The organism is Streptomyces sp. NPDC043738 (assembly GCF_056436545.1).
The window spans coordinates 1-24,174 of the sequence record NZ_JBWKCJ010000029.1 but is presented as its reverse complement, the minus strand read 5'-3'; the positions used below and the strand labels follow the sequence as shown (position 1 = coordinate 24,174).

General features: G+C 71.2%; 19 protein-coding genes and 1 pseudogene. 8 read left to right on the top strand and 12 right to left on the bottom strand.

Translation table 11 applies throughout. The annotated features are described in order from the left end of the window. Positions 1-341: 341 nt before the first annotated feature. The 3 genes from AC0680_RS30035 to AC0680_RS30025 all read right to left on the bottom strand — a co-directional run bounded on the left by AC0680_RS30035 (position 342) and on the right by AC0680_RS30025 (position 2,493). The gene (locus AC0680_RS30035) at positions 342-1,004 is read right to left on the bottom strand and encodes a hypothetical protein (RefSeq protein WP_478634887.1); all 663 of its coding nucleotides are present in this window, start codon (positions 1,002-1,004) and stop codon (positions 342-344) included. Between the two features lie 179 nt (positions 1,005-1,183). After that, positions 1,184-2,065, bottom strand: a complete 882-nt coding sequence (locus tag AC0680_RS30030; protein ID WP_478634884.1) for an alpha/beta fold hydrolase — start codon at positions 2,063-2,065, stop codon at positions 1,184-1,186. Beyond that, a complete protein-coding gene (locus AC0680_RS30025; protein WP_478634883.1) occupies positions 2,062-2,493 on the bottom strand; it encodes a helix-turn-helix domain-containing protein in 432 nt (143 codons plus the stop codon). Before AC0680_RS30025 ends, AC0680_RS30030 begins: the two co-directional genes overlap by 4 nt. A 293-nt stretch (positions 2,494-2,786) precedes the next feature. On the opposite strand from AC0680_RS30025, the gene AC0680_RS30020 reads away from it, so the two are divergent. From AC0680_RS30020 to AC0680_RS30010, 3 genes are all read left to right on the top strand, one after another. After that, positions 2,787-4,013 (top strand): beta-ketoacyl-[acyl-carrier-protein] synthase family protein, encoded by a 1,227-nt coding sequence (locus AC0680_RS30020; RefSeq protein ID WP_478634881.1) that lies wholly within the window; start codon positions 2,787-2,789, stop codon positions 4,011-4,013. Between the two features lie 225 nt (positions 4,014-4,238). Continuing rightward, a complete protein-coding gene (locus AC0680_RS30015) occupies positions 4,239-5,483 on the top strand; it encodes an SDR family oxidoreductase (RefSeq protein ID WP_478634879.1) in 1,245 nt (414 codons plus the stop codon). Beyond that, positions 5,464-5,841, top strand: a complete 378-nt coding sequence (locus AC0680_RS30010) for an acyl carrier protein (protein ID WP_478634876.1) — start codon at positions 5,464-5,466, stop codon at positions 5,839-5,841. The genes AC0680_RS30015 and AC0680_RS30010 overlap by 20 nt, the downstream gene beginning before the upstream one ends. On the opposite strand, the gene AC0680_RS30005 is transcribed toward AC0680_RS30010, so the two are convergent. Continuing rightward, positions 5,829-8,180: an MMPL family transporter gene (locus tag AC0680_RS30005; RefSeq protein ID WP_478634875.1), complete on the bottom strand. Its 2,352-nt coding sequence runs from the start codon at positions 8,178-8,180 to the stop codon at positions 5,829-5,831. The two genes, AC0680_RS30010 and AC0680_RS30005, sit on opposite strands and share 13 nt — an antisense overlap. Positions 8,181-8,458: 278 nt before the next feature. On the opposite strand from AC0680_RS30005, the gene AC0680_RS30000 reads away from it, so the two are divergent. After that, positions 8,459-8,923 (top strand): hypothetical protein, encoded by a 465-nt coding sequence (locus AC0680_RS30000; RefSeq protein WP_478634873.1) that lies wholly within the window; start codon positions 8,459-8,461, stop codon positions 8,921-8,923. Here the strand turns inward: AC0680_RS30000 and AC0680_RS29995 are convergent. From AC0680_RS29995 to AC0680_RS29970, 6 genes are all read right to left on the bottom strand, one after another. Continuing rightward, the gene (locus AC0680_RS29995; RefSeq protein WP_478634871.1) at positions 8,874-9,863 is read right to left on the bottom strand and encodes an ArsR/SmtB family transcription factor; all 990 of its coding nucleotides are present in this window, start codon (positions 9,861-9,863) and stop codon (positions 8,874-8,876) included. The two genes, AC0680_RS30000 and AC0680_RS29995, sit on opposite strands and share 50 nt — an antisense overlap. Before the next feature lie 205 nt (positions 9,864-10,068). After that, entirely contained in the window at positions 10,069-11,004 is a 936-nt protein-coding gene (gene hemC / locus AC0680_RS29990; RefSeq protein WP_478634869.1) for a hydroxymethylbilane synthase, read from the bottom strand. Positions 11,005-11,229: 225 nt separating this feature from the next. Continuing rightward, complete coding sequence (gene proP, locus AC0680_RS29985; protein WP_478634868.1) at positions 11,230-12,741, bottom strand: glycine betaine/L-proline transporter ProP; 1,512 nt, start codon at positions 12,739-12,741, stop codon at positions 11,230-11,232. Positions 12,742-13,132: 391 nt separating this feature from the next. Next, on the bottom strand, positions 13,133-13,840 hold the full coding sequence (locus tag AC0680_RS29980) for a class F sortase (RefSeq protein ID WP_478634865.1): 708 nt from the start codon (positions 13,838-13,840) through the stop codon (positions 13,133-13,135). Between the two features lie 129 nt (positions 13,841-13,969). Beyond that, on the bottom strand, positions 13,970-14,731 hold the full coding sequence (locus tag AC0680_RS29975; protein WP_478634863.1) for a hypothetical protein: 762 nt from the start codon (positions 14,729-14,731) through the stop codon (positions 13,970-13,972). Between the two features lie 977 nt (positions 14,732-15,708). Next, positions 15,709-16,434 carry a Mut7-C RNAse domain-containing protein gene (locus AC0680_RS29970; RefSeq protein WP_478634860.1) on the bottom strand — a complete coding sequence of 242 codons (726 nt, stop codon included), beginning with the start codon at positions 16,432-16,434 and terminating at the stop codon, positions 15,709-15,711. 313 nt (positions 16,435-16,747) lie between these two features. Here AC0680_RS29970 and AC0680_RS29965 point away from each other — a divergent pair, with 313 nt between their 5' ends. From AC0680_RS29965 to AC0680_RS29955, 3 genes are all read left to right on the top strand, one after another. Then, positions 16,748-18,037, top strand: a complete 1,290-nt coding sequence (locus AC0680_RS29965; protein WP_478634857.1) for an ATP-binding protein — start codon at positions 16,748-16,750, stop codon at positions 18,035-18,037. A gap of 321 nt (positions 18,038-18,358) precedes the next feature. Then, entirely contained in the window at positions 18,359-19,555 is a 1,197-nt protein-coding gene (locus tag AC0680_RS29960; protein ID WP_478634854.1) for a cytochrome P450 family protein, read from the top strand. Between the two features lie 132 nt (positions 19,556-19,687). Then, on the top strand, positions 19,688-20,392 hold the full coding sequence (locus AC0680_RS29955; RefSeq protein ID WP_478635076.1) for a bleomycin resistance protein: 705 nt from the start codon (positions 19,688-19,690) through the stop codon (positions 20,390-20,392). Between the two features lie 151 nt (positions 20,393-20,543). On the opposite strand, the gene AC0680_RS29950 is transcribed toward AC0680_RS29955, so the two are convergent. Then, positions 20,544-21,971, bottom strand: a complete 1,428-nt coding sequence (locus AC0680_RS29950; protein ID WP_478635073.1) for an IS1182 family transposase — start codon at positions 21,969-21,971, stop codon at positions 20,544-20,546. Between the two features lie 195 nt (positions 21,972-22,166). Then, complete coding sequence (locus tag AC0680_RS29945) at positions 22,167-23,498, bottom strand: lanthionine synthetase LanC family protein (RefSeq protein ID WP_478634853.1); 1,332 nt, start codon at positions 23,496-23,498, stop codon at positions 22,167-22,169. Positions 23,499-23,694: 196 nt separating this feature from the next. On the opposite strand from AC0680_RS29945, the pseudogene AC0680_RS29940 reads away from it, so the two are divergent. Beyond that, positions 23,695-23,928, top strand: a pseudogene (locus AC0680_RS29940) (GNAT family N-acetyltransferase); the annotation flags it as partial. Positions 23,929-24,174 lie beyond the last annotated feature (246 nt).

Below are 24,174 nucleotides of genomic sequence, written 5' to 3'. Positions count from 1 at the left end.
TCCCGTTGTGTCGATGGATGCGGCTCAGCAGGTTTCGCCGCCCCGGGATGAAGGGAGCACCTCAGTTGTCAGCTGAACTCTTGGTGCGCAAAGGGAGGTTGTCCCTACTCATGCGCCGCTCCCCCGTGCGGCGCGGGACATCCTGTCATGGGCGTGGCGAGCACGCAAAAGATCATCCCAATGCCTGAGACCGTTGATGGGTGTTGATGGATGTTGATAGCCGTTGATGAGTATTGATGACCGTTGTCGGCTGAGCGCACGGTTTGGATACCGCACTATGCGGCATTTCCCCCCTTGAGTCGCCAATGCATCGGCATGCCGCACGAAACACCATTCGAGCCTCATTTCGACGCACGACCGGTGAGGGCCGGCGGTCGCTCCACGCTCGGCTCGGCATAGAGGCCGTCCGACTCCTTCCAGTCGGGGTCCGTCGCGCAGGGGGCCGAGCTGCCGCCGTTGAGGCGCCGCCGGTCCGCTTCCCAGGTGAGGGCGATGGTGTAGCCGCCGTCTCGTTCCGCTTTCAGGGTCCGCTCGTGGCGTTGCTCTCCGTCCCCGAACTGCGTGATGCGCCAGCCGGTGCCGGTGAGGTGGTCGCGGAGCCTGCGCAGGGCGCCGGCCCCCTCGCGTGGGGCCACTCCTCCCACCGACCAACGGTGGTAGAGCCGGTATGCGCCCGCTTCGGGTTGGTCGGCGATGCTCTCCAGGCCGTCCGGATAGCAGAAGTCCGAGTCAAGGGTGTTCTCGTCGCCCTTGCGCAGGTCGTAGACGTTCGGTTCGAGAGTGCGGTCGAGGCCGAGGGCCGCGAAGGCGCCCTTGGAATAGTCCGTGACGCGGTGTGCCATGGTTTCCGGCTTGACGTCGGGGAAGTCCGCGGGGGTGGCGCGCTCGATGGAGAAGGTGAGGAACGCACCGCCGATCACCAGGACCGGCAGCAGCACGGCCACCGCGCAGCCGATCCCCCCTGCTTTGAGTGCCGCACCGGACCTCGTCTTGCTCTCGATCATGCACGGGACACTACGGGCGCGGAGCGGCCGCCCGAAATCCGCTCAGCTGCCCAGGCGTACTGAGTAGCCGAACGGAGTGCGGAGGCTCTGCGGTCGGCGTCAACAGCGGCCGCCACGCCCTCTCGGGTCTGGTGACAGCGCTGGACGTGTCACCGAACAGCCCGGCCCGTTCGGCGAGTTCAGCGGGGCGGCTGCCCGTTTCCGCCGCGTTCCTCGTCGCCCGGCCGGCCACGGAGGAACGCAAGGACCGAATCGGTCTGGCCGAGGATCGCGTGCCCCACCTCCGGCAGGACGTTCACGGTCGCGTGCGGGACGCACCGTCGCACACGCCGGGCGGTGCCCTCGGAGTCGAACATGGCATCGCGGCCGCCGACCATCACCAGTACGGGTATGGTCAGGCTCCGCAACGCATCGTCGGAGAACCGTGGCAGTCGCTCCGTACGCGGCTTGAAGTGCGTGAAGGTCAGCGCCACGGAGTCGAGGGCTTCCCGGTGCGCCGGCGACTCCAGGCCGGCCACGGACGCGACCGACCGGCGCACCCCCGAGCGTCCCCATGGGGGCAGCAGGGCCTTGACCAGCCAGCCCACCTTCTGCCGCCCCAGGCCACCGGGGCACAGCAGAGCCAGCCGCGTCACCCGCCCCGGCCGCCGGGTGGCGTAGTCCAACGCCACCCAGCCGCCGAGGGACGTCGCGACGACCGAGGCGCTCGCGATCCCCAGCCCCGCCAGCACATCGTCCAGCCACAGCGCGCAGGCGTCGGAGGCGAGCGACGGACGGGACGGGGCGCTGAGTCCCGGCTCGCCTATGAGGTCGATGGCGTACGTGCGGAAGTACCGTGCCCAGGAGGCGATGTCGTCCCGCCACATCATCGCGTTGGCCCCCGAGCCGTGGATCAGCAGCACGGGCGGCGCGCCCTCCGGGCCGGAGACGACGACGAAGGTCTCGCCCTCACGGGTCGGCACCCGCACCTGCTCGGCGGGGACCGGCCAGGTGCCCAGCCCCTCCTGATAGTGCCGCTGGATCTCCCGCTCGCCGGCCTCGGACTTGTAGATCGCGGTCATGACGCGAGTACCCCTTCCATGTAGGTGAACAGCCAGGCGGTGTCGGCCAGGCCGCCCAGGACGATGACCTTCATCCGTGCCCGCTGCTTGTCGTAGACCGTCTCGATCCGCACGGACGCGTCACCCGGGCGGCGGGTGGCGGCCGAGGCCGTCAGCAGGGTGGTCAGCCGGTCGGCTGTCGCGGCGTCGATCGCGTCGATCTCCACGATGCTCGACACCTCGGTATGCCGTGGCCGCTCGGCCGCGTCGTTCAGGGGCTCGGGCACCGGGCGGCCGGTGAACGCCTCCAGGTCCTCATGCGCGATCCGGTACTGCTTGCCGATGCGGACCGCGGCGAGGCGCCCGTCGCGCACGTAGTTGCGGACGGTGCGTACGTGCAGGCCCAGCCGTTCGGCGACTTGTTCCACGGAGTACAGACGATCACTCATGAAAATACTCTAACTTCCCCTCAGAGGGGAAACAATAGGGAAGTTTGCGGAAACTGACGGAGTGACAGGGAGTCGGCCCGACTGGCGGAGCGGAGCCCTGCCGGCGGGAAGGCCGGAGCTCCGGCGGCGGGCGGAGGGCATCGGCGAGGTACGGCATCCGCGTCGGTTCGCCGGGACCCGCTGCGCCGCTCGGGGGACCGCGCGGCTCGGCGCCACCGGGGGTGGGCACCGACTGCCGATACTGGCGGGATGCCGGGAATCGCTGGGGCAGGGGTGCTGGTGGTGGGGGCCGGATGAGCGCGCGGGAGGTGGCCGTCACAGGGTTGGGGCTGGTCACGCCCGCGGGCGTGGGGGTGGCGGCGACATGGCAGGGAGTGCTCGGCGGGTCGTCGACCGCGGTGCGCGATCCGGCGCTCGACGGCCTGCCGGTGGACTTCTGCTGCCGGGTGCCCGGCCTCGACGCGGACCGGCGCCTGGGACGGCGGCTGTCCTGGCGGCTGGACCGATGTGCCGCGATGGCGCTGGTGGCGGCCCGCGAGGCGGTGGCGGACGCCGGTCTCGGCGCGGGAAGCTGGGATCCGGTGCGGGTGGGTGTGGTGCTGGGCGTCGGCACGGCGAGCATGGAGCGCTACGAGGAGGAGTTCGCCAAGATCTCCGGCGGGCGGGCCACCGAGATCTCACCGTTGGCCATTCCGCGCAGTGTGCCGAACATGGTCGCCGGCGAGGTGGGGATGGATCTACGGGTGCGCGGACCGAATCTGACGGTCAGTACGGCGTGTGCCTCGGGGGCGACGGCTCTGGGTACCGCCCGGCAACTGCTGCTCGCCGATGCCTGCGATGTCGTGGTGGCGGGCGGCAGTGAATCGTTGTGCAGCCGCATTCCGGCGGCGTGCTTCCATCAGATGGGTGCGCTCTCGCGCCGCGGCGACGATCCCGCGGCCGCCTCCCGCCCCTTCGACGCCGACCGGGACGGGTTCGTCCTGGGCGAGGGTGCCGGGGTGCTGGTCCTGGAGCGGCTGGAGCACGCACGGGCCCGGGGGGCCCGCATCCGGTCCTATCTGGCGGGTTACGGGGCGTCCTGCGACGCGTATCACTTCACCTCGCCGCATCCGGAGGGGCGGGGGGCGGCAGAGGCGCTGGCGGTCGCGCTGGACGATGCCGGGATGGAGCCGGGGGACATCGCGCACGTCAACGCCCATGGCACGGCCACGGTGTTGAACGACCGCGCCGAGGCATCGGCGCTGCGCCAGGTGTTCCGCCGCCCGCCACCGGTCACCGCGGTGAAGGGGACGCTGGGGCATTCGGCCGGCGGCGCGGGAGCGATCGAGGCGGCCTGCACGGTGCTGTCCCTGGAGGATCAGGTGGTTCCCCCGACGGCGAATCTGCACCACCTGGATCCGCAGATCGAGCTGGATGTGGTCGGCAAGGCGCCGCGGCCGGTACGGATGACGGCCGCGGTGAGCAATGCGTTCGGCTTCGGGGGACAGAACGCGGTACTGGTGCTGCGCTCGGCACCCTGACGTGGGGCAGGCGGCGGCCGGAGGCGTCGGCCGCGCCCCGCCACGGTGAGTTCACGCGAATGCGCGCCTTTTCGCCCGTGTGCCGGTGCGCCCGCCTTCCGACGCTCCGACATACTGCAATGTACGGCGCATAAATAGGAAAATCATCCGTTGCGCGAGTGTGGTGGTGTGTGGCTCGACGGAGCTGCCGGGCCGCGGCCGGCACACGGTCGAAGGAGTGATTCGTTGATCACGGTCACCGGTGCCACCGGTTTCCTCGGAGCGCATCTGCTCGCCGGGCTGCTCCGCAGGGACGACCGCCCCGTCAGCGCCCTCGTACGCGATGATCCGGGCGCGGCCCGGGAGCGGTTGCTGCGGGCGGTGCGCAGTACGGGTGCCCGGTGGGAGGCCGCCGAGTTCCACCGGCGCGTCACCCCCGTACGGATCGACCTGGCCGCGCCCCGGCTCGGCCTGTCCGCCGAGGACCACCGCGCGCTGGCCCGGCGGACGCAGGAGCTGTGGCACTGCGCCGCGGACACCAGCCCGATGGGCCCGGCCGCGGCGCTGCACCGGACCAACGTGGCGGGCACGGAGCACGTACTGCGGTTGCTGGACGCCGGTGAGCGCAGCGCGCGGCTGTTCCACGTCAGTACCGCGTTCGTCGCCGGCGAGCGGCGCGAGGGGACCGTGTTCGAGGGAACCCTGGAAGAGGGGCGGTACGGGTTCGCCACCCCGTACGAGGAGTCCAAGTTCCGCGCCGAGGCGCTGGTGCGTGGCTGGGCGCGGGACCGGGGCCGGCCGGTGGTGGTGATGCGGCCGGGTGTGCTGGTGACGGACCGGCCCGCCGAGCCGGGTGCACCTCGCCATTGGTTGGCGGTCCAGGCCGCGCGGGCCGGTGTCCTCGGGCGGCAGGACCCCTCGCACGTGCTGCGGGCGGCCGGGCTGTCTCCCGAGGACATCGGCCTCCCCTATACGGCGCGGATGCCGGGCCGGCCCGATGCCGTGGTCAATCTGCTGCAGGTGGACTGGGCGGCGGCCGCGATGCTGCGGTGCGCCGACGCCCGCCTCCCGGGGCGGTCGCGGCCGGCGAGCGGGCCATACGGCCAAGGGGGCCTGGTCGCGACGTACCACCTGACGCACCCTCACGACTATCCGGTCCAGGAGCTGCTGCGCATCGCCCTGGAGCCGTGCGACTGGCTCAACTTCGCGCTGGATCCGGATCTCGCGCCGGAGGAGGTCCGGCCGCTGGAGCGGTTCCTCATGCGACTCGCCGCCGGGCTGACGCCGTACTGGTGGGCCCGGCGCCGCTACGACCGCACTCGTCTGGACGCGGCCACGACCGGTCTGGAGCCGCCGGCGGAACTGTCGGCGCAGTATCTGCGGTCGGGCATGGCGGCGCCCGCGCCACTGTCCTGTTCACCTGCCGGCGCTGTACCCGCCGGCGCGGCAAGGAAGGGAGCCGTGACGGCTCATGTCCGAACTCGTGTCTGACCCCGTATCCGATGTCGCGTCTGATCCCGTATCCGATCGCGTATCCGACCCCACGTCCGCCCTCGGTGCCGGTGCCGGTGCCGAGACGGGCTCCGATTCCGGCGCCTATACCGAGATCTGTACGGTCCTGACGGAGACGTTCGGCGTCGAGCCGGATGCGCTTCGGCCGGGCGCGACGTTCGAGGAGCTCGACCTCGACTCGCTCGCACTCATGGAGTTCGCCCTGGTGATGGGCGAGCGACTCGGCGTGAGCGGTGCGGACGCCGATCTGCGTCCGGCCATGACGCTCCGGGAGGCGAGCGCCTTCGTCGAGTCGCTCCGGCCGCAGGCCTGCCACGGCCCACATCACCCGAGGTGACGGGCGGCGGTCCGGTCCGTAGCCGTGGGCTCTGTCGTTGACGGCTGCTCGCCGACGGTGCCCTCCGGGGCGGCGGTCCGTCCCGGGCGTGGGCGGGTACGGGCGGGTGCCCACCAGTTGGCGCGCCCGGCGAGGCACATCACGGACGGTACGAGCACACCGCGTACCGCCGTGGCATCGACGACCACGGCCAGCGCGAGGCCGAACCCCAGCTCCTTCAGAAGCAGCACCCCTGAGGAGGCGAGCGCGCCCATGGCCACCGCCACGGCGAGCGCGGCCGCGGTGAACAGCCGGCCGGTCCGGGCGATGCCGTGCACGACCGAGGCGGTGGTGTCCCCGGTGGCCCGCCAGTGCTCCTGGATTCGGGAGAGCAGGAACAGCTCGTAGTCCACGGAGAGGGCGAACGCCACACTGAACAGCAGCAGCGGAATGGTCATGTCCAGCGTGCCGGTGCTGGCGAAGTCGCCCAGCAGCCACCGCAGATGACCGTCCTGGAAGACGAAGACGATGCCGCCGAGGGCCGCGGTGAGACTCAGGGCCGCCACCGCGACCACCTTCAGCGGGATGACGACACTGCGGGTGAAGAGGAACACCACCGCCATGGTTCCCGCGGCGATCAGCGCCACGGCGAGCGGGAGCCTGCTCAGCAGGGCGCTGCGGGCATCGACGACCTGCGCGGCCCAGCCGGCCAGGTGCGCAGGGCCGGGTGACGGCAGCGCGCGGACCGCGCGCACCACGTCGGCCGCGCGCTCCGACTGGGGGTCCGGCGTCATCGTCAGCGTCACCACGGTCCCGGGCACCCCGCTGCCGGGCGAGGCCGCAGGGAGCGGGGTTCGGACTGCCGGTGCCGCTGTCCCTGCCGCCCCGGCCGGGCGTGCCCAGGCGGCCCTCTCGCCGTCCGCGTAGCGTCCCGTCACCGTCGCCGCGCCGCGCACACCGGGCAGCGCGGACAGCCTCCTGCCGTAGGCGTCCAGCTCCGCCCGGCCGGCGACCGGATCGGCCCGCGGAAGCACCACGGCCAGGGAACGCTCGCCGGAAGTCCGCCACTCCCGGTGGATGAGCTCCCCCGTCGTGCGGGCCTCGGCGCCGCCGGGCAGGATCCGCTCGTCGGCAAGCCCCAGACGGCCGTGCCCGAACGGCAGCACCAGCACCGCCAGCAGCACCAGGCAGCCCGCCCCCCACCACAGCGGGCGGCGGGTGACCGCCGTGGCCACCGCACGCCACAGCGGGCTGGCCGCGCCGATCGTCGGCGCCGGTACCCACCGCAGCCGCCCGAACGGATCCAGCGACGCGACCCGCGGCCCCCAGCACGCCAGTACGGCCGGCAGCACGACCACCGCGGTCAGCGCCGCCAGCAAGGCCACCGCCATCCCCGCGTACGCCATCGAGCGCAGGAAGGCGAAGGGGAACACCAGCAGCGCGGCCAGGGCAGCGGTCACCGTGCCGGCCGACACCGCGACGGTACGGCCGGCCGTTGCCACGGTGGCCCGCGCGGCCTCCGGCGGTGCCAGGCCCCGCGCCCGCTCCTCGCGGAACCGCGCGACGATGAACAGCGCGTAGTCCACGGCGAGCCCGAAGCCCAGCGCCCCGATGAGGTTGACGGCGAACACCGAGACGTCCGTGACGGCGGTCAGCACCCTCAGCACCGCCAGCGCGCCGACCGCCGACAGCCCGCCCACCACGACCGGCAGCAGCGCCGCCACCAGTGACCGGAACGCCACGGTCAGGATCGCGAAGGTCAGCGGGGCCGCGATCAGCTCCGCCCGCACCAGGTCGGTACGCGCCTGCTCGGTGGACTGCGCCAGGCTCCAGGCGGGCCCACCGGCCCGGATCTCGAAGGGGCCGCCCCGTTGGGTGTAGCGCGGCACCAACCGCTGCGCCGTGCGGGCCGTGGTCGTCTCGCTGCCGTCCAGATCGATATGCACGAGGGCCGAGCGGCCATCGGCTGAAGGCGGCGCCTCGGCCGCCGCGGTCCAGTACGAGCGCGCCCGGGACACTCCCCGCTCGGCGGCCAGCCGCTCCGTGATACGGCGTCCCGCTTCCTGTGCCGCCGGGCTGTCGAGCGAGAGCCGGGCGGATTTCAGGTGGAGTACCAGGAGCAGTTCCGGCCGGTCGGCCCCGTAGCGAGCGGCCCAGGTCTCGGCGCGCGCGGAGGGCGTGCCCGACGCGGCGAACCCCCCGACGGAGAGCCGCTCGCCCAGTCCCCACGCCACCCAGCCGAACAGCACGCACAGCATCCCGGCCGTGATCAGCACCCGCCGCGGATACCGCACACCCCAGTCGCCGAACGAGCGCTCCGGCCGCCGACCGCTGTCGCCTCCGCCGCATTCCCTCCGCATCTGAACCATGTTCCGGGCACACCCCGGACGGGCGGACATGACGCGCCGTCAGGTGACCGGAACGTACGGCAGGGGGCAGCCGGCCGGACCGCACCCTCAGCCGCTGCCGTACGCCTGGCCTTGACGCCATGCCGCAGGGCGGCGCCGAGCACGACGACGCGCCGCGGTCCGCGCCCTGGCAGACTCCCCTCCCAGAGTCGACAAGTTGACCCGCTCGCCAGGTCGCCAGACATCGCCAGTTCGCCAAGCCGCCAAGTCGCCACATCGCCGGTTCACCAATGCACTGGTCCACCGGCCCAAGAGGAGGAACCTTCGTGGGAGAGACGCTTTACGTGCGGTTTCAGGGGACCACGCGCAGTCCGCACGGACACTTCCCCGGCATCTTCGCCCTCGCCAACGGCCTCGCCCGCGAAGGCCGGCTCACCGACGCGCAGTACCGGTTCTGGCGCGCGGGCAACGACTGGTACGACACCCATTTCACCAACCCCTCCGACGTCGATCCCACCGTCTACGACCGCGCTCTCCACCCAGGGGCGGTGGCCTGGTTCAAGGCCACCGCCGTGCACCTCGTCGAGCGGGCGGAGGGCTACCTCGACCTGCTCGCCCAGCATGAAGTGCCGTGTGAGCGAGTCGAGTCCACCGACCCGGGGCGGATCATCTACGAGGACGACGACCAGGTCGTGGTGGTGCCCGTCACCCCGCTCCCCGGTCACCCCGCAGCAGCGCCTCGCCCAGCGACCTGAGGGTGTGGTGCACGCTCCCGCCCGCGCGGTTCGAGGCGATCAGCCCGGCCTCGCGGAGTATCGCGGTGTGGTGGGTCGCCGTGGCCGGTGAGACGTTCAGCCGACGGGCCAGTTCGGAGGTGGTGCAGCCGGCGGCGACGACCTCCAGCGCCGCCGCCCGGGTGTGCCCCAGCAGGGCGGCGCACGGGCTCTTGGTACCGGTCCGCGCGCGGTCGTCGGCGGTGGCGTGCGCCCAGTCGGGGCTGCGCTCGACGGGATACACCAGGACCGGCGGCAGCTGCGGATCTCTGAGCATGATGGGACTGCGCCAGCAGAAGAAGGACGGGATCAGCCGCAGCCCCCGCCCATGCAGCCGGACCTCACGGTCCACGCTCGCGGTCCGCAGTTCCAGTACGGGCGGCCGCCAGCACAGCTGCGGGTGCAGGGTGCTCAGCAGCCGCTGCACTCCGCCGCACTGCAGGTCCCGGCTGCGCTTCGACCGGTCCGACTCGATGTCGCCACGCAGCCGGGTCTCGTACGGGTGGATGGCGGCGGTGTAGTAGTCACGCACGGTGTCCGCGATGTGCGGCAGTTGCCTGGAGCCCAACTCACGTACCCACAGCGGCACTTGCCGGGAGCGGGAGAGCCGCGCGAGGTCGGCGCGGAGCCGGCTGCGCGGGGTGGCCGCCAGGGCCTGGAGGCCCTCCTCCAGGCCGCGGGCCGAGGAGTCGGGCGTGAGGAAGTCGGGGCTGTAGCCGCGTGGTGGCGCGAGGGCGAGCAGACCGCGGGCCCGGTCGTCGAGTCGCGGCAGGGTCCGCTGCCGCCAGCGGGCGAAGGCCGGCGCGCCGCGACGGGTCTGCAGGAGGTGCAGGCTGAGCAGGACCTCCCACAGCGGGTCGGTCCGTTCGGCGATATGCGTCCTGGCGAGATCGTCCAGGCTGAAGTGAATGCGCACGGTCATCCGTGCTCCCCTGTTCCCCCGGTCACAGGTCACCGCCGGTCGGTGCGGTGGCCCGTCGTTTTTCAGCCTACGACCTGACCCTTCACGGTCAAGGAACCGATGCCGGGGGTGTCGGTGGCCGGGCGCGGGCGGGGGGCGGTCGTACGGGAGCCGGGTGCGGCGGGGCCCTCCGACCCGGTTTCCCGGGCCCGAGGGGCGGGTGGCTTCAGTGCGCGATGCCGTCGATCAGCTCGCGCGCGCCCTGCCGCAGCAGGGTGACCGCCACGGACGTGCCGAGCGTCTCCGGGGTGAGCGGTCCGGCCCATTCGTGCGCGTTGAGCACCGTCTTGCCGTCGGGGGTGAAGACGCAGGCCCGCAGGGAGAGTTCACCGCGCCGGTCGGTGGTGGCGTAGCCGGCGATCGGGCTGTTGCAGTGGCCTTGCAGGACGTGCAGCAGCATGCGCTCGGCGGTCGTCTCCTGGTGTGTCCGGGGGTGGCCCAGACCGCTCACGGCGTCGATGGTCTCGGTGTCGCCCTCGCGGCACTGGAGTGCCAGTACGCCCGCGCCGACGGGCGGGCACATCTCGTCCACGGACAGGATCTGGGTGATCACGTCCGTACGGCCGATGCGCTCCAGCCCCGAGACCGCCAGCAGCAGCGCATCCGCGTCGCCGGCCGCGAGCTTCTCCATGCGGCGGTTGGCGTTGCCGCGCATCGGCACACACTGCAGATGCGGGTGGGAACCGGCGAGCTGGGCGATCCGGCGGACCGACGAGGTGCCGATCCGGGTGCCCGCGGGGAGCTCGTCGAGGGTGCACCCACCCGGGTGGATCAGCGCGTCACGGACGTCGTCGCGCTTCAGGAAGGCGGCGAAGGTCGTGCCGGCCGGCAGCGGGCGGTCGCCCGGGATGTCCTTGACGCAGTGCACCGCGAGATCCGCCTCACCGGCCAGGAGGGCGGCGTCGACCTCTTTGGTGAACGCCCCCTTGCCCTCGACCTGGGAGAGCGCGCCCATCCAGCGGTCGCCGGTCGTCTTGACCGGGATGACCTCGGTGGCGATGCCGGGGTGGAGCGCGCCGAGTTCGGCGCGGACGCGCTCCACCTGGGCCAGGGCCATCGGCGAGTCGCGGGAGACGATGCGAATCAGTTCAGGGGCGGACATGCGCCCACGATAGACCGTCAGGTCCACGCCACGGTCACCAGCAGGCCCCCCGCGCCTGACCAGTTGGCGACTGGACCCGCAGGCACGCCGATCGGGCCCGTGCGCCCCTGGTCCACCGGTCCGGATCTGGTTCCGGGTCCTTGCGCCGACTGGGTGAGCGGGCGTCAGGCCGGGGCCACCGAACGGGGCGGGCGGCGTGCCGGCCAGCGGGGCGGCCGGTCGTCCTCAGTGCCTCGCCCACGGGTGCCGCAGCCGGATCCAGACGTCCCTGGCCCGCCGCCCCGCCTCGGCACGGCTCCTGGCGACCAGTTGGTATGCCTGCTCCTCGGTCTCCACCATCGGCCCGGAGCCACGCAGCGGTCTGCCCGCCGTCTCGTGGAGGAAGAAGGTCGCGATCAGCCCGATGACCCCGGCGGCCATCAGGTAGTAGGCGGGGACCATGTCGCTGCCGGTGGCCTGCACCAGCGCGGACACGAACAACGGCGTCGTACCGCCGAAGAGCGAAACCGAGATGTTGAAGGAGATGGACAGCGCTCCGTAGCGCAGCCGGGTCGGGAACAGTGCCGGCAGCGTCGAGGCGGACGTGCCGGCGAAGCACACCAGCAAGAGCCCGAGGATCAGGCATCCGAAGGCCGGCGCCAGGATGCCGCCGACGCGGATGAGGAGCACCGCGGGCACCGCGAGGGCGATCAGCGCGGCACTGCCCGCCAAGAAGACGGGACGTCGGCCCCATCGGTCGGAGGTGCGGCCCACGGTGGTGATGGTGAGCGCCACGACGATCATGGTGCCGAGTACGAGCAGCTGGGCGGTGAGGGCGTCCTCGCCGAGGGTCTCGGTCATGAACGTCGGCAGGTACGACGTCACCATGTAGTTGGTGACGTTGTAGAGCAGCACCAGGCCCATACAGATCAGCACCGCCTGCCAGTGCCGGGTGAAGATCTCCTTCAGCCGGCCCCGGCCGGACTGCCGGGCCTCCTCCACCGGGTCCGCGCCGCCCGCGGCGCGGACCTCCTCCGCATCGTGGTGGGCCTGCTCCGCCTCGCGCTGGAAGGCCGGGGTCTCCTCCAGTCGCAGTCGCATGTACAGGCCGATCAGCCCCAGCGGCCCCGCGACCAGGAACGGCAGCCGCCAGCCCCAGTCCACCAGGCCGTCGTCGCCGAGCACGGCCGTGAGGACGGTCACCAGTCCGGAGCCGAGCGAGTAGCCGACGAAGGTGCCGAAGTCGAGCCAGCTGCCGAGGAAACCGCGCCGGGTGTCCGGGGCGTATTCGGCGATGTATGTGGTCGCTCCGGCGTATTCGCCACCGGTGGAGAAGCCCTGCACCAGGCGGCAGATCAGCAGCAGAATCGGCGCGGCGAAGCCGATGGTGTCGTAAGACGGAAGGAATCCGACGGCGAAGGTGCTGACCGCCATCATGATCATGGTGGCGGCGAGTACGCGCTGGCGTCCGATACGGTCGCCGAGCGGCCCGAATACCAGGCCGCCGAGCGGCCGGACGAGAAACGCCGCCGCAAATGTGGCGAACGTCGACACTACCTGGGCACCGGGGGAGCTCGACGGAAAGAACACCTTGCCCAAGGTGCCCGCCAAATAGGCGTAGACACCGAAGTCGAACCACTCCATGGTGTTGCCCAGCGCGGCCGCCGACACCGCTCTGCGCACCGCGGGTCGGTCGGTGACCGTCACGTCCTCGGCGCTCAGCGGCTGCTTGCGGCGGCGCAGCAGGATGCGGAGCATGCGATCGGTGGCGGCGGTACCCCCACGGGCGGGATTCCGGCCCTTTCGCGGATTCGACGGTCTCCGGCCTCCGGCGCTCATTTCATCCCGTCAGCAGAGCGGATGCGGTACCTCATGAAATGCGGTGTCAGCGATGGCTCATTATTCCCCGCGTATTCCGTATCGGAGGAAGCAACGGGGTGCCGCGTGTCGTCGTCTTGGTCCGTCTCTCTTCAGTCCGTCCCTTCCGTCCGTCTCTCCTCAGGTCGAATCCCTTCAGGTCGAATCCCTTCGGGTCGTCTCCCTTCCAGAGGTATGGCGATGCCCAGACCGACGGGGCGCCGGCCTGGGCATGTCCGGTCGCACCCGTGCGGAACGGAGGGGTGGCCTCCGGGTGCGAACCGGACGTGTGTCAGACGTGTCTGTACGAGGAGAGGTGGGCGAAGACCACCACGTTGTCGACGTAGTCCCTGACCTTCCTGTCGTATGCGCCACCGCAGGTGATCACCCTGAGCTGGGCGCTCGAAGAGTCGGCGTAGACCCGGTCATTGGGGAACCGCGCCTTGTTGAAGGTCTCGACGGAGTCGACCTTGAAGGTCGCGATCATCCCGTCCTCGCGGGTGATGTTGATCGCGCTGCCGGGCTTGAGCGATTCCAGTTGCATGAACACCGCCGGTCCGGTCTTGGTGTCCACGTGTCCGGCGATGATCGACGAGCCGCGCTCACCCGGCGTGGCACCGTCCTTGAACCAGCCCACGAGGTTCCGGTTTCCCGCGGGCGGTGCGTCGAGCTGGCCGGTCGGACCGATGCTCAGCTGCGTGAAGGGCGCGTCGACGGCGATCGCCGGAATCGTCACCCGCTTCGGCAGGGAACGGGGCAGAGCCAGGCCGGCTGACTGGTGGGCGGGGTTGGCCGCCCTGGGCGAGGCGGAGGCGGCGACGGCGGAGGAGGACTGCGGCTTGGGATCCGCCGAGGTGTCCACGGAGTTGTAGACGAGGAGGGAGCCCAGCAGGAACGCCGCCGCGGACCACAGCAAGCCCCGGCCGACGGGGCGGGTCGCGGAGACGGCGGTGCGGGGCGGGTTGGTGTTCGGCTGGGGCGGCGACTGCTGGGCGGTCATGTGAGGGTGCCTTTCGTGAACGGGGCGGCGGCGGGGCGTGAAGGGGAAGCGGAACGCAATCGCCGCGGCCACCGTCCACGAGGAACGGTGGCCGCGACGGCGCAGCGGCCTCCGTACGGGGCAGCCTTGTCAGGCCGCCGCGGAGCCCGAGGCGTTACGACGGCGCAGCATGTAGGCACCGGCACCAAGACCACCGAGCATCAGCACCGAGCCGGCTGCCAGGCCACTGTTGGTCGCCAGGCCACCGCCACCGGTGTGGATGCCACCGCGCGGCTTGCGGTGGTCGCCGTAGCCGCCTCGACCGTGGTCGCCGTAGCCACCCCGGTCGTGGTCGCGCCCGTAGCCACCCCGGTCGTGGTCGCGCCCGTAGCCGCCCCGGTCGTGGTCGCCGTAGCCGCCGTGGTCACGGCCGCCGTCGCGCCCGTGGTCCCGGCCACCGCCACGGCCGTGGTCGTCGTCATCCCAGTCGTTGCCCACGGTCTTGGCCAGGAAGCCACCACCGGTGTGCACCCCACCGCTCGGACGGTGCCGGTGGCAGCGACGGCCGTAGTCACGGTCGTGGTCGCGCCCGTAGCCGCGGCCGTAGTCACGATCGCCGTCCCGGCCACCGTCACGGCCCTTGTCACGGCCGTTGTCGTGGCCGCCGTCACGGCCCTTGTCACGGCCGTTGTCGTGGCCGCCGTCACGGCCCTTGTCGCGACCGTTATCCCGGCCGTTGTCACGGCCCTTGTCACGACCGTTGTCCCGGCCATTGTCACGGCCACCATCGCGGCCGTGGTCACGACCGTAGTCGCGGCAGTGCCTGTCGCGGTCGTAGCCGCGGTCACGGTCACGGTCGCGGTCACGGTCGTGGTCGCTGGAGGAGGAACCACCCGCGGCGTTGTCCTCCATGATCATGGCATTTGCGGCTGGAGCAGAGATTGCAAGGACCGCCGTGATGGCGGCCGAAGCGAACAGTGTGCGAGCAGTGCGCATGAGGACATGTTCCTTTCGGCACGACTGCGAAGGCTGACTCTTTGTCGGCACATCGGAATCGCAGTAGCGACGTGATCACCGTCAGCCGAATCGGGGCCTCGCACCACCGGAGAACGTCGCATTCGGGGGAGCCCCTGGGCTCTTCGGGTGGCGGAAGGCAGCGGATTCACCCGTTGGATGGCGCGCGTCGTCGGCGTGTCGCGCTACGAGTGGGCTAAAGGGGCTCCAGCCCCCTTCCGAGACGGCGCGATGCGCGCTGAACGACCGCTCCGAACGGCTCCCCTCCGCGACACGCCCGGGCCGTTGCCCCCGGGCCCCACCACCTTCGGCGCGGTCCCGCGGACGCCGACGGCACGCGACGGGGAGCCACTCCCGTACGGCGTGTGGGGCGGCAGGGGGCGGCATGGGGAGGGCGGCATGGGGAGGTCGACCACGGTCGACCTGGGACGGCGGCCGCGGGTCGCCTGGGGCCGACGTGAATTCGGCATCGGGTCGGCCTCGTGTCGGCATGGGTACCCGTCGACCTCGGCCAGCCGAGAGGACCGGTCCGAGGCCCGTCGAGCGTCGCGCGTCCGGATCCCGAACTCCCGTGAACCCATGCCTTTTAACCGAGCATCAGCCGACACAAAACACTCAACTGATACGCAATCACCTTCCTTTCGCGAAGGGGACCATCAGCCTTGGAACTCCCAAAATGCCTTTACCGAAGCGCAATTGGGAAGACATGGCGACGACCTCTTCCGCCCTCCCCCGCCCCACCCCCCACACCTCCTCAGAGGACAGAAACTCGTCACCCGAATTGCGGAATTCCTACGACTGACCGGACGCATCCGCATGCGGCGGCCCTCGATGCTTCACGAGAAACACCGAGGGCCGCCGTTTCGCCCCGCCACTCAGGTGGCGCTGTCCCGCAGCGCCTTCTCGACGATCGCCTCCAGCCGGGAGTGATGAGCGCCGCGCCAGTAGACACGGCCGCACGCGGTGCACTGCGCGAAGACGTCGTACGTACGCTGGGTGCCGTGCTCGAGGTGCTCGCGGACCGAGTTCTTGTCGGCATCCGCCAGTCGGCCGTTGCAGGCGGTGCAGCGCGTCCATGGCGCGAGGGTGGGCGCGAATCGCTCCAGTACGTCCCGGAGTTGGTCATCGGGCCGGTCGCTGTAGACGAACGCGCCCGCCCAGATCTCCCGCCGGCGCAGCAGCCCCCGGTCCCGGGAGAGCAGCACCCGCCGTTCCTGCGCGGAGAGCGCGGCCAGCGCCGCATCGCCGGGATCCTCGTTCGTGTACGTCGCGTCCACGCCGAGCAGCCGCAGCCTGCGCGCGAGTGTGCCGAGGTGGACATCGAGCAGGAACCGAAGCGGCGCGCCGGGGACCCGCTGCGGACGCTCGACGCCGTACACCTCGATGCTCTCGCCCGCACCGGGGATGTGGGAGGCGGACGCCTCGGCCCCGTCCACGACGAACCGCCCGACCTCGGTGAGGGGGGCACCCAGCGACTCCACGACATGGCCGAGTGTCGATGACCCGTCGGTCACCACGGGTGTACGGGCGGTGCTGTGCTCTGCCGCAACGAAAAGGTGCAGCTCAGGGGCGAAGCTGAGGTGGATTACGGGTCCGTTCACGACGGCAGCATGTCATCGCCCGGCCCGGGGCGGCCAGTGGATTCCCGCCCGTCACAGGCGGCGGGGCAGTCCCTCGGGCGGCCCGGGGACCGGGGATCGGGACCCAGGGATCGGGACCCGGGGACCGGGCCCCGGGGACCGCTGCCGGTCGAAGATCCGTCGCATCGGATCTGGCTACATACGGACCGTAGCGGTCCGCGCCCCGGATTGTGCACGGTGGAGCAGGCCCCACTCCCCCATCGCCCCTAGCCTCGCTGCCACCACATCACCACCATCACCATCACCATCACCATCACCACGAGGGGCGGTACCGGTGAACTGGCTCATCCACGACTACCGCGAGAAGGATCTCGCCGAAGTGGTCCACCTGATCGACTCCACCGCCGAGCTCGGCCAGGAGTCCGTCTTCTCGCTCGCCGAGTGCATCAGCGCCCTGACCTCGCGGCAGCCCGCCGTGGTGGCCGTCCACCAGGGTGCCCCCATCGGGGCCGCGCTCGCGTGTGTGGCGGGTGAGCGGGGCTGGGTGATGCGGATCGCGATCTCGTCGGCATGGCGTGGCCGGGGGCTGGCGAGCGCGCTGCTGGTCGAGCTGGAGCGGCGGCTGATCGCCGCCCGGGTCAGCCGCATCGCCTACGTGCTGCCGGAGGAGGACCTGCTCGGAGAGGGCCTGCTCAACGCGGGCTATACGCGTCAGCCGGCGGTGGCCTACTTCGAGAAGGTCGAACCGCACCACGGGCCCGCGGCGAGCCTCCTGGAGGACCTCGGCGGACGTTTCCTGCCCGCCGATCTGTGGGCCAAGGTGGCCGGCATGGAAGCCGAGAAGGACCTGATCGAACGGCGGGTCGTGCTGCCGCTGGCGGAGCCGGAGCGGGCCGCCCGGCACGGGGTCCGGCCGCCGCGCGCGATCGCCCTGTTCGGCCCCCCGGGGACCGGGAAGACCACCTTCGCGCGGGGCATCGCGGCCAAGCTCGGCTGGCCGTTCGTCGAGCTGCTCCCGTCCCGGCTGGCCGATGAGGGCAATCTCGCGGCGGCGCTGCGCAGCGCGTTCGCCCGCATCGCGGAGCTGGAGCGGGTGCTCGTCTTCATCGACGAGGTCGAGGAGATCGCGCCGGTCCGCCACGAGCCCGCGCAGCCGGGCGGACTGCACGGTGTGACCAACGAGCTGCTCAAGCTGATACCCGGCTTCCGGGAGCGGGACGAGCGGCTGCTGGTGTGCGCGACCAACTCGATCCGCTCGCTGGACCCGGCGTTCCTGCGCCCCGGCCGGTTCGACTACCTGATCCCGATCGGTACGCCGGACACGGCGGCCCGCTCCGCGATCTGGTCCCGGTACACGGACGGCCGGGCCGATGTGGATGTGGCGGCGCTGGTGGCGGCCAGCGAGCTGTTCACCCCGGCCGACATCGAGCACGCCGCCCGGGTGGCGGCCCAGGCCTCGTTCGAGCGGGACCTGGAGGCGGTCGGCGTCGGCTCGGCCGTACACGGGCGGCTCGGCGCGAGCACCGAGGACTATCTCGCCGCCATCGCCCAGTGCCGGCCGACCGTCACCCCCGCGATGATCGACGAGTTCAGCGCGGACATCACCGCCCACGCCCGCTGCTGAACGAGCCACGCCCCGCCGCTCCCGACACGACGGGCTCGGACCGGCCGTCTTCCTGTCGCCGTTCCTCCGGACGGCACCACGACCCCATACGGCAAGACGGCCACATCCGGTACGACGACCGCGCCCGGTACGGCGACCGCGTCGGTACGGCGACCGCATCCGACGCGACGACAGGACGACGGCCGCGCACTGTGTGCGGAGGACATGGCCCGATGCGGCTCCTCCGCCGGGCGGATGCTGATGCCACCTGATGTACGTACGGTGCTGAAGAGAGCCGGGTGACGGACTTCGCCGGAATTCGAGAGAGCGGGCAGGCAAGGCATGCGGGACATCGTCGATCTGGGCGCCTTCGGTGCGGACTTCACCGCGGACCCATATAAGTACTACGCCAAGCTGCGCGCCCAGGGGCCGGTGCACCGTGTGCGGATCCCCGATGGGCCGGAGGCGTGGCTGGTCGTCGGACACGAGGCGGTCAGGACCGCGCTGACCGACCCCCGCATCAGCAAGAACTGGCGCCGGTCCGGCCTGCTGGGCGAGGCGGGCGAGGAATCGGCACTGTTCACGAACATGCTGGACGCGGACCCGCCGCATCACACCCGGCTGCGGAAGCTGGTGGCCAAGGAGTTCACGCCCCGCCGAGTGGAGGCGCTCCGGCCGCGGGTGCAGCAGATCACCGACGAGCTGCTCGATGCGATGCTCGCCGCGCCGGACGGCCGTGCCGATCTCGTGGCGGCGCTCGCCTTCCCGTTGCCGATGACCGTCATCTGCGAGCTCATCGGCGTGCCCACCATCGACCGGGAGGCGTTTCGCCGCTGGTCGAACGAGCTGGTCGCGCCGACGAGCGAGCAGGCGGTGCAGGCGGCGAGTCTCGCGATGTCCGAGTACCTCGTCGATCTCATCGAAGCCACGCGCCACAGCCCCGGCGACGGCCTGCTCAGTGCGTTGATCCGCACCAGCGACGAGGACGGCGACCAGCTCTCCCGCGAGGAGGTGGTCGGCACGGCGTTCCTGCTGCTGGTCGCCGGCCATGAGACGACCGTGAGCCTGCTGTCCAACGGCGTGCGCGCCCTGCTGCAGCACCCCGCCCAACTGGCCGCCCTCCGGGCCGACTACTCGCTCCTGGACAACGCTGTGGAGGAGATGCTCCGCTACGACGGCCCGGTGGCCACGGCCACGTGGCGCTTCACCGCGGAGCCGGTCGACATCGCCGGTACCCGGATCCCCGCCGGCGAGAACGTGCTGGTCGCCCTGGCCTCCGCCTCCCGGGACCGCGAACGCTTCGCGGCCGCCGACGACTTCGACATCACCCGCGACGCCCGCGGCCACGCCGCCTTCGGCCACGGCATCCACTTCTGCCTCGGAGCCCCGCTGGCCCGTCTGGAGGCACGCATCGCCATCGGGTCCCTCCTGGAGCGTTGCCCCGACCTCGCGCTGGACACCGACCCCGACGCCCTGACCTGGCGCTCCGGGATGCTCATCCGGGGAACGGAGCAGCTGCCGGTGCGCTGGAAGGCGTAGGCAGCTGGCCGCCGCCCTCACTGGCGGCGGCCACGCCCCTCCTCACTCCCCTCCCCCTCCCTTTTCCCTTCACTCTTCTAGAGACTCTAGTCAACTTTGACTAGAGTCTGAGATGTGACAGATGCGAGCGACATCAGCGAACAGACCATTCCGATCCTGCCGTGCCGCACCATCCAGCCCGTGCTCGACTTCTACGGCGTCCTCGGCTTTGAGGTGACGTTCCAGCAGAAGAGCCCCAACCCCTACGCCGTCGTCGAACGCGGCGGCATCCAGCTCCAGTTCTTCGGGATGAAGCACTACGACCCGGCCGGTTCCTACAGCACCTGCTACGTCCGGACCCATGACGTCGACGGCCTGTACGAGACCTTCAAGACCGCCCTCAAGGCGGCGTACGGGCGACTCCCGACCCGCGGCCTACCGCGCATCGGGCCGCTGAAGGACACCTCGTACGGCACCCGGCAGTTCCTCATGTCCGACCCGGGCGGAAACTGCCTCCGCATCGGCCAGCAGACGAGCGAGGACCCGCACCACCGCCCCGCGCCCAAGGAAACCTTCGCACGGGCCCTTCACCATGCGTCGCTCCTCGCGGACTCGAAAGAGGACCTGACGGGAGCCGCAAAGATCATCGACCGGGCACTGGCCCTTGAGGACGAGCACCCCACGCCAGTGCAACGACTGCGCCTTCTGATCCTGCGCGCGGACACCGCCCGGCGCCTCGGCGACGAAGACGGCGCGGCGTCCGCACTGCGCGAGGCCACCGCCATCCGCCTCACCACCGAGGAACGCCGCTCGGTCCACGACGACCTCATGCGCCTTGAGGAACTGCGAGCCGCCTAGGAGCATGGGTCAGTAACAGGCAGCTGGCCGAGTGGCCGTGAGCGGTGGGATCAGTCGCGGTCGCCCGGTCGCCGTCTGTGAGCCCCGGGATGGGGGTTCTGCCCGTCAGGTGTGCCGCCTGGTCGGACCGTGACGGGGCCGGCCCCGCTGATCAGCCGACCATGGCGGCGAGTCCGGCGGTTCCTGTGTGTCGGAAGATCTTGCGGAGATTGTGGCAGGCGGCCAGCAGGCGCCACTCGCCGCGGGCGCCGTCTTCGCCGCGCAGGAGGAGCTGGCGGCCGTTCTGGCAGGTCATGATCTGGCCGAAGACGGGTTCGACGATGGCCTTGCGGCGACTGTAAGCGGCCTTGCCGGGCTTGGTCCGCAGCTTGCGGGCCATCCGCTCCTTCAGCGTGGCGTTCGCTGGTATCCGTCCACGCGGTGCGGGCGGGACCTGCTCGTCGTGTGCCAGGCGTCCGGTGGCCATGAACGTGTCAGTGCCGCAGACCAGTTGACGGTCCCTCGCGGCGTTGAGATTGGCCTCGGAGCAGTAGCCGGCGTCAACCAGCGCCTGCTTGGGGTGGCGGCCGGTGTTCCAGGCCGACTGGTCGAGCATGGTGGTGTAGTTCAGCGCGTCGGAGGGGTTGGTCGTCACGTCGGCAGCGGTGATGACCTGGTGCTTCTCGTCCACGACGGCCTGGGCGTTGTATGCCTGGATGTAGGCGCCGTCGCTGTTCTTCATGATCCGCGAGTCGGGGTCGGTGAAGTTGGCCTGCGCCTTGGGCTTCGGACGCGCCTTCGCGGCGGCCTGCTGTGCGGCGTCGGTGACGGCCTGCTCGTCGCTGGTGCCGGCCCGCTCCTGGCGGCGGCGTTCCTTCTCCTCGGCGTGACGGCGTGCCTTGTCGGCGGCTTCGGCCTCGATCTGGGCGCGGGCGGGCTGCATTCTGGCCAGGCGCTTCTCGCGGCGGTCGAGTTCGGCGGGCAGGTCCACGTCCTTGCCGTCAGGGCCGAAGGTCTGGTCCTCGGCGGTGTCGGTGGCCTCGGCGTCGGCCAGCAGCGCGTGGGCCTTGGCCTCCAGCGCGGCGATCTCGGCCTCGACGCGCTCCTCCTTGTCGACCAGGCGGCCGTAGCTCATCGCCTTGTGCTTGGAGGCGTTGGCCGCCAGTTTCGTGCCGTCCACGGCGACGCGGCCCATCTTGACCATGTCGAGCTTCTGCGCGAGGTACAGGGACTGGGTGAACAGGTCGGCGAGGGCATCCAGGTGGCGGCGGCGGAACCGGGCGATCGAGCGGTAGTCCGGGGCGTGGTCGGCGGCCAGGAACCGGAATGCGACGTCGTCGGTGCACTTGCGCTCGATCGCCCGCGAGGAGCGGACGCCGGTGGTGTAGCCGTAGATCAGCAGCCGCAGCATCAGCCGGGGATCGTAGGGCGGGTAGCCGCGCTGCTCGGTGTAGTCCGCCCGCACCGGCGAGAGGTCGAGCACCTCGTCGACCAGGTCGGCGACGAACCGGGCGAGGTGGTCCTCGGGCAGCCAGTCGTCCAGCGACGGGGGCAGCAGCAGGACCTGGTGCGGATCGGAGGCCCGAAACGTCTTGTCCACCACCGCCGGACCGCCCCGAGACCGTTTGTTCTCAAACGGCTCGGCCTCGAACAGTCCATCCCCACCACGCATATCGAGATCATCTCGCATGAAAGATCGCGAAGCGCCAGTGGGTCGCCGCGGGCCCTCGTGCGTGGTCGTTGTCAGCTTTGCTGAGATCGTTATGGATTACTTGTCTCGAATGAGGTCACTCGCTCATGATTCCGTCCGGGTACTGCGCAGGTGTGCCGGTACCGCCCACCACTGGTCCGGGCGGTCCACGACCGGGGCGTCGGGGCCGATCTCGCCGTACCGGGCGAGGCGCAGCAGGTAGGCCGCGATGCCTGCCGCGCCCTGCATCCACGTCGTCCGGGGCGGCAGCAGCGGCGGGTCCTCGCGGTGTTCCAGAAAGCGCCAACGGGCGCCCGCGCCGTCCCTGACGACCCGGTCGACCAGCGCATCGCCCATGCGGTGCGCGGCCCGCAGCAGGGTCTGCCTCCTCTCCGGCGCCCGGCAGTCCTGGGCGGCGTCCAGCAGGACGTCTCCGACGCCTGCCGTTCCGCAGCAGCGGCCGTCGTTGTCCCAGAAACCGGGACGGAGGCGTTCCGGCAGACCCGAGGTGAGGATCGAGGTCAGACAGCGCTGCCGCAGTTCGTCGACGTGGTGGCCCGCCACCTCGGTGACCCCTGCGTGCGCCAGCGCGGTGAACAGGTGCGAGGTACCCGCCGGGCCGTGGCACCACGTGTACGTCACCGGTTCCACCTCCCGGCGCGACGGCGGGATCGTGTGCGGGACGACGAAGCCCGCGTCCTTCAACGACCCCACCGAGAGGACGTGCCGGGCGCCTTCCACCGCGGCCTCGACGAAGTCCTCGCGGTCCAGGGCGGCGCCCGCGACCGCCAGTGCGGCCGCGACCCCGGACGTTCCGTGCGAGTAGTTCGGCGCCCTCGACGGTCTCCCCGGCGTCATGCCCCAGTCGAGGCCCGCGTCCGTACGGTCCGCCGCCCGCAGCAGGGCCTCGCCTCCCGTCGTCGCGATCACCTCGGTGAACTCGCTCTTCGCCCAGACCGCCGTCATCACCACGCCCGCGGTCCCCATGATGACGTCGGTCAGGGGCGCGTCGGAGCCCGGCTCGAAATCGAGCGTGGTCTTCCATCCGTCGCCGGTGGCCAGGACGGCCAGCCGCCGCAGCGCCACGGCTTCCTCGCCCGGAGCGAGCAGTCTGAGCGCCGTCGCGTCGCCTGCGAGGCCGTCGTACAGCGAGGGCTCCGTCCGCCGCCCGGCCTGTGCCGACAGCCTGGTCACGATGCCGGTCGCCAGTGCCGCTTCCGTCGCGCTCAGTTCCCGGTACTGCGCGATCTCGGCCAGCACCGGGGCCAGGCCGGCGATTCCCGCGTACAGCGAGTCGCGGTCCTTTGCCGGTGACGGGGCTTCCGGAGCGCCCTCCACCACCGTCTCCACGAGCCATGGACCCTCGTCCTCGCGCACGTGGTCCAGCACCCACGACCACGCGGCCTCGGCCACGTCCCGATATCCGTCGCTCCTCATCCGGCCACGCTACAACCGCCGGATGAGCCGGTCTGCCCGGTGAGGTGCTGTCGGCCCGTCAGTTCCAGCCGTCGTGGGTACCGGCCTGCGCGGCCGTCCTCAGGTCACGCAGCCAGGCTACGAGGCCGTCGCGCGGGATCTTGGTAGCGGTGGGAGCGTCCGCGTCGACCTGCGCGCCGGTGTGAGTGAGAAGTGCATCATCCCGTCAGCGCGAGGCAAGGGATACGCCTCCGAAGCCCTCCGCGGACTGCTGCTGTTCGCGCGGTCACGCGGTGTCACCTGTGTGAAGGGCGACGCCCACCACGACAACATCGCGTCCCAGCACGTCATGATGGCAGTCGGCATGCAGCCGGCCGGACAAGATGAACGCGTCAGGTACTTCGAGATCACCTGGACCCACACGACGGCGAATACTGACCCACGCTCCTAGGGACCAGCCGACCGGCCTGGACCCATCCGACGAGCCTGGGGCCCAGCCGACCCTGATCCACCGGACGGGCTCCAGGACGGGCCCCAGGCGTGTCGCCCGATCCCATGGGCGACGCGGCCGCCCGGGGGGGGGGGGGCGAAGGGGGGGGGAGAAAGACAACGGAGGCGGGCGCGCCAAGCAGGGGGGGGCGGGGGGGGGGCGCCACGACGCGCGCCAGAACGGTGAGGGAGTGGAGGTGGGGGTTCC

What these genes read in the sequence shown, in the direction of transcription:
- AC0680_RS30035 (WP_478634887.1), bottom strand. Translation starts at nt 1,004, where the DNA reads ATGATCGAGAGCAAGACGAGGTCCGGTGCGGCACTCAAAGCAGGGGGG.
- AC0680_RS30030 (WP_478634884.1), bottom strand. Translation starts at nt 2,065, where the DNA reads ATGACCGCGATCTACAAGTCCGAGGCCGGCGAGCGGGAGATCCAGCGG.
- AC0680_RS30025 (WP_478634883.1), bottom strand. Translation starts at nt 2,493, where the DNA reads ATGAGTGATCGTCTGTACTCCGTGGAACAAGTCGCCGAACGGCTGGGC.
- AC0680_RS30020 (WP_478634881.1), top strand. Translation starts at nt 2,787, where the DNA reads ATGAGCGCGCGGGAGGTGGCCGTCACAGGGTTGGGGCTGGTCACGCCC.
- AC0680_RS30010 (WP_478634876.1), top strand. Translation starts at nt 5,464, where the DNA reads ATGTCCGAACTCGTGTCTGACCCCGTATCCGATGTCGCGTCTGATCCC.
- AC0680_RS30005 (WP_478634875.1), bottom strand. Translation starts at nt 8,180, where the DNA reads ATGCGGAGGGAATGCGGCGGAGGCGACAGCGGTCGGCGGCCGGAGCGC.
- AC0680_RS30000 (WP_478634873.1), top strand. Translation starts at nt 8,459, where the DNA reads ATGCACTGGTCCACCGGCCCAAGAGGAGGAACCTTCGTGGGAGAGACG.
- AC0680_RS29995 (WP_478634871.1), bottom strand. Translation starts at nt 9,863, where the DNA reads ATGACCGTGCGCATTCACTTCAGCCTGGACGATCTCGCCAGGACGCAT.
- hemC (WP_478634869.1), bottom strand. Translation starts at nt 11,004, where the DNA reads ATGTCCGCCCCTGAACTGATTCGCATCGTCTCCCGCGACTCGCCGATG.
- proP (WP_478634868.1), bottom strand. Translation starts at nt 12,741, where the DNA reads ATGCTCCGCATCCTGCTGCGCCGCCGCAAGCAGCCGCTGAGCGCCGAG.
- AC0680_RS29980 (WP_478634865.1), bottom strand. Translation starts at nt 13,840, where the DNA reads ATGACCGCCCAGCAGTCGCCGCCCCAGCCGAACACCAACCCGCCCCGC.
- AC0680_RS29975 (WP_478634863.1), bottom strand. Translation starts at nt 14,731, where the DNA reads ATGGAGGACAACGCCGCGGGTGGTTCCTCCTCCAGCGACCACGACCGT.
- AC0680_RS29960 (WP_478634854.1), top strand. Translation starts at nt 18,359, where the DNA reads ATGCGGGACATCGTCGATCTGGGCGCCTTCGGTGCGGACTTCACCGCG.
- AC0680_RS29945 (WP_478634853.1), bottom strand. Translation starts at nt 23,498, where the DNA reads ATGAGGAGCGACGGATATCGGGACGTGGCCGAGGCCGCGTGGTCGTGG.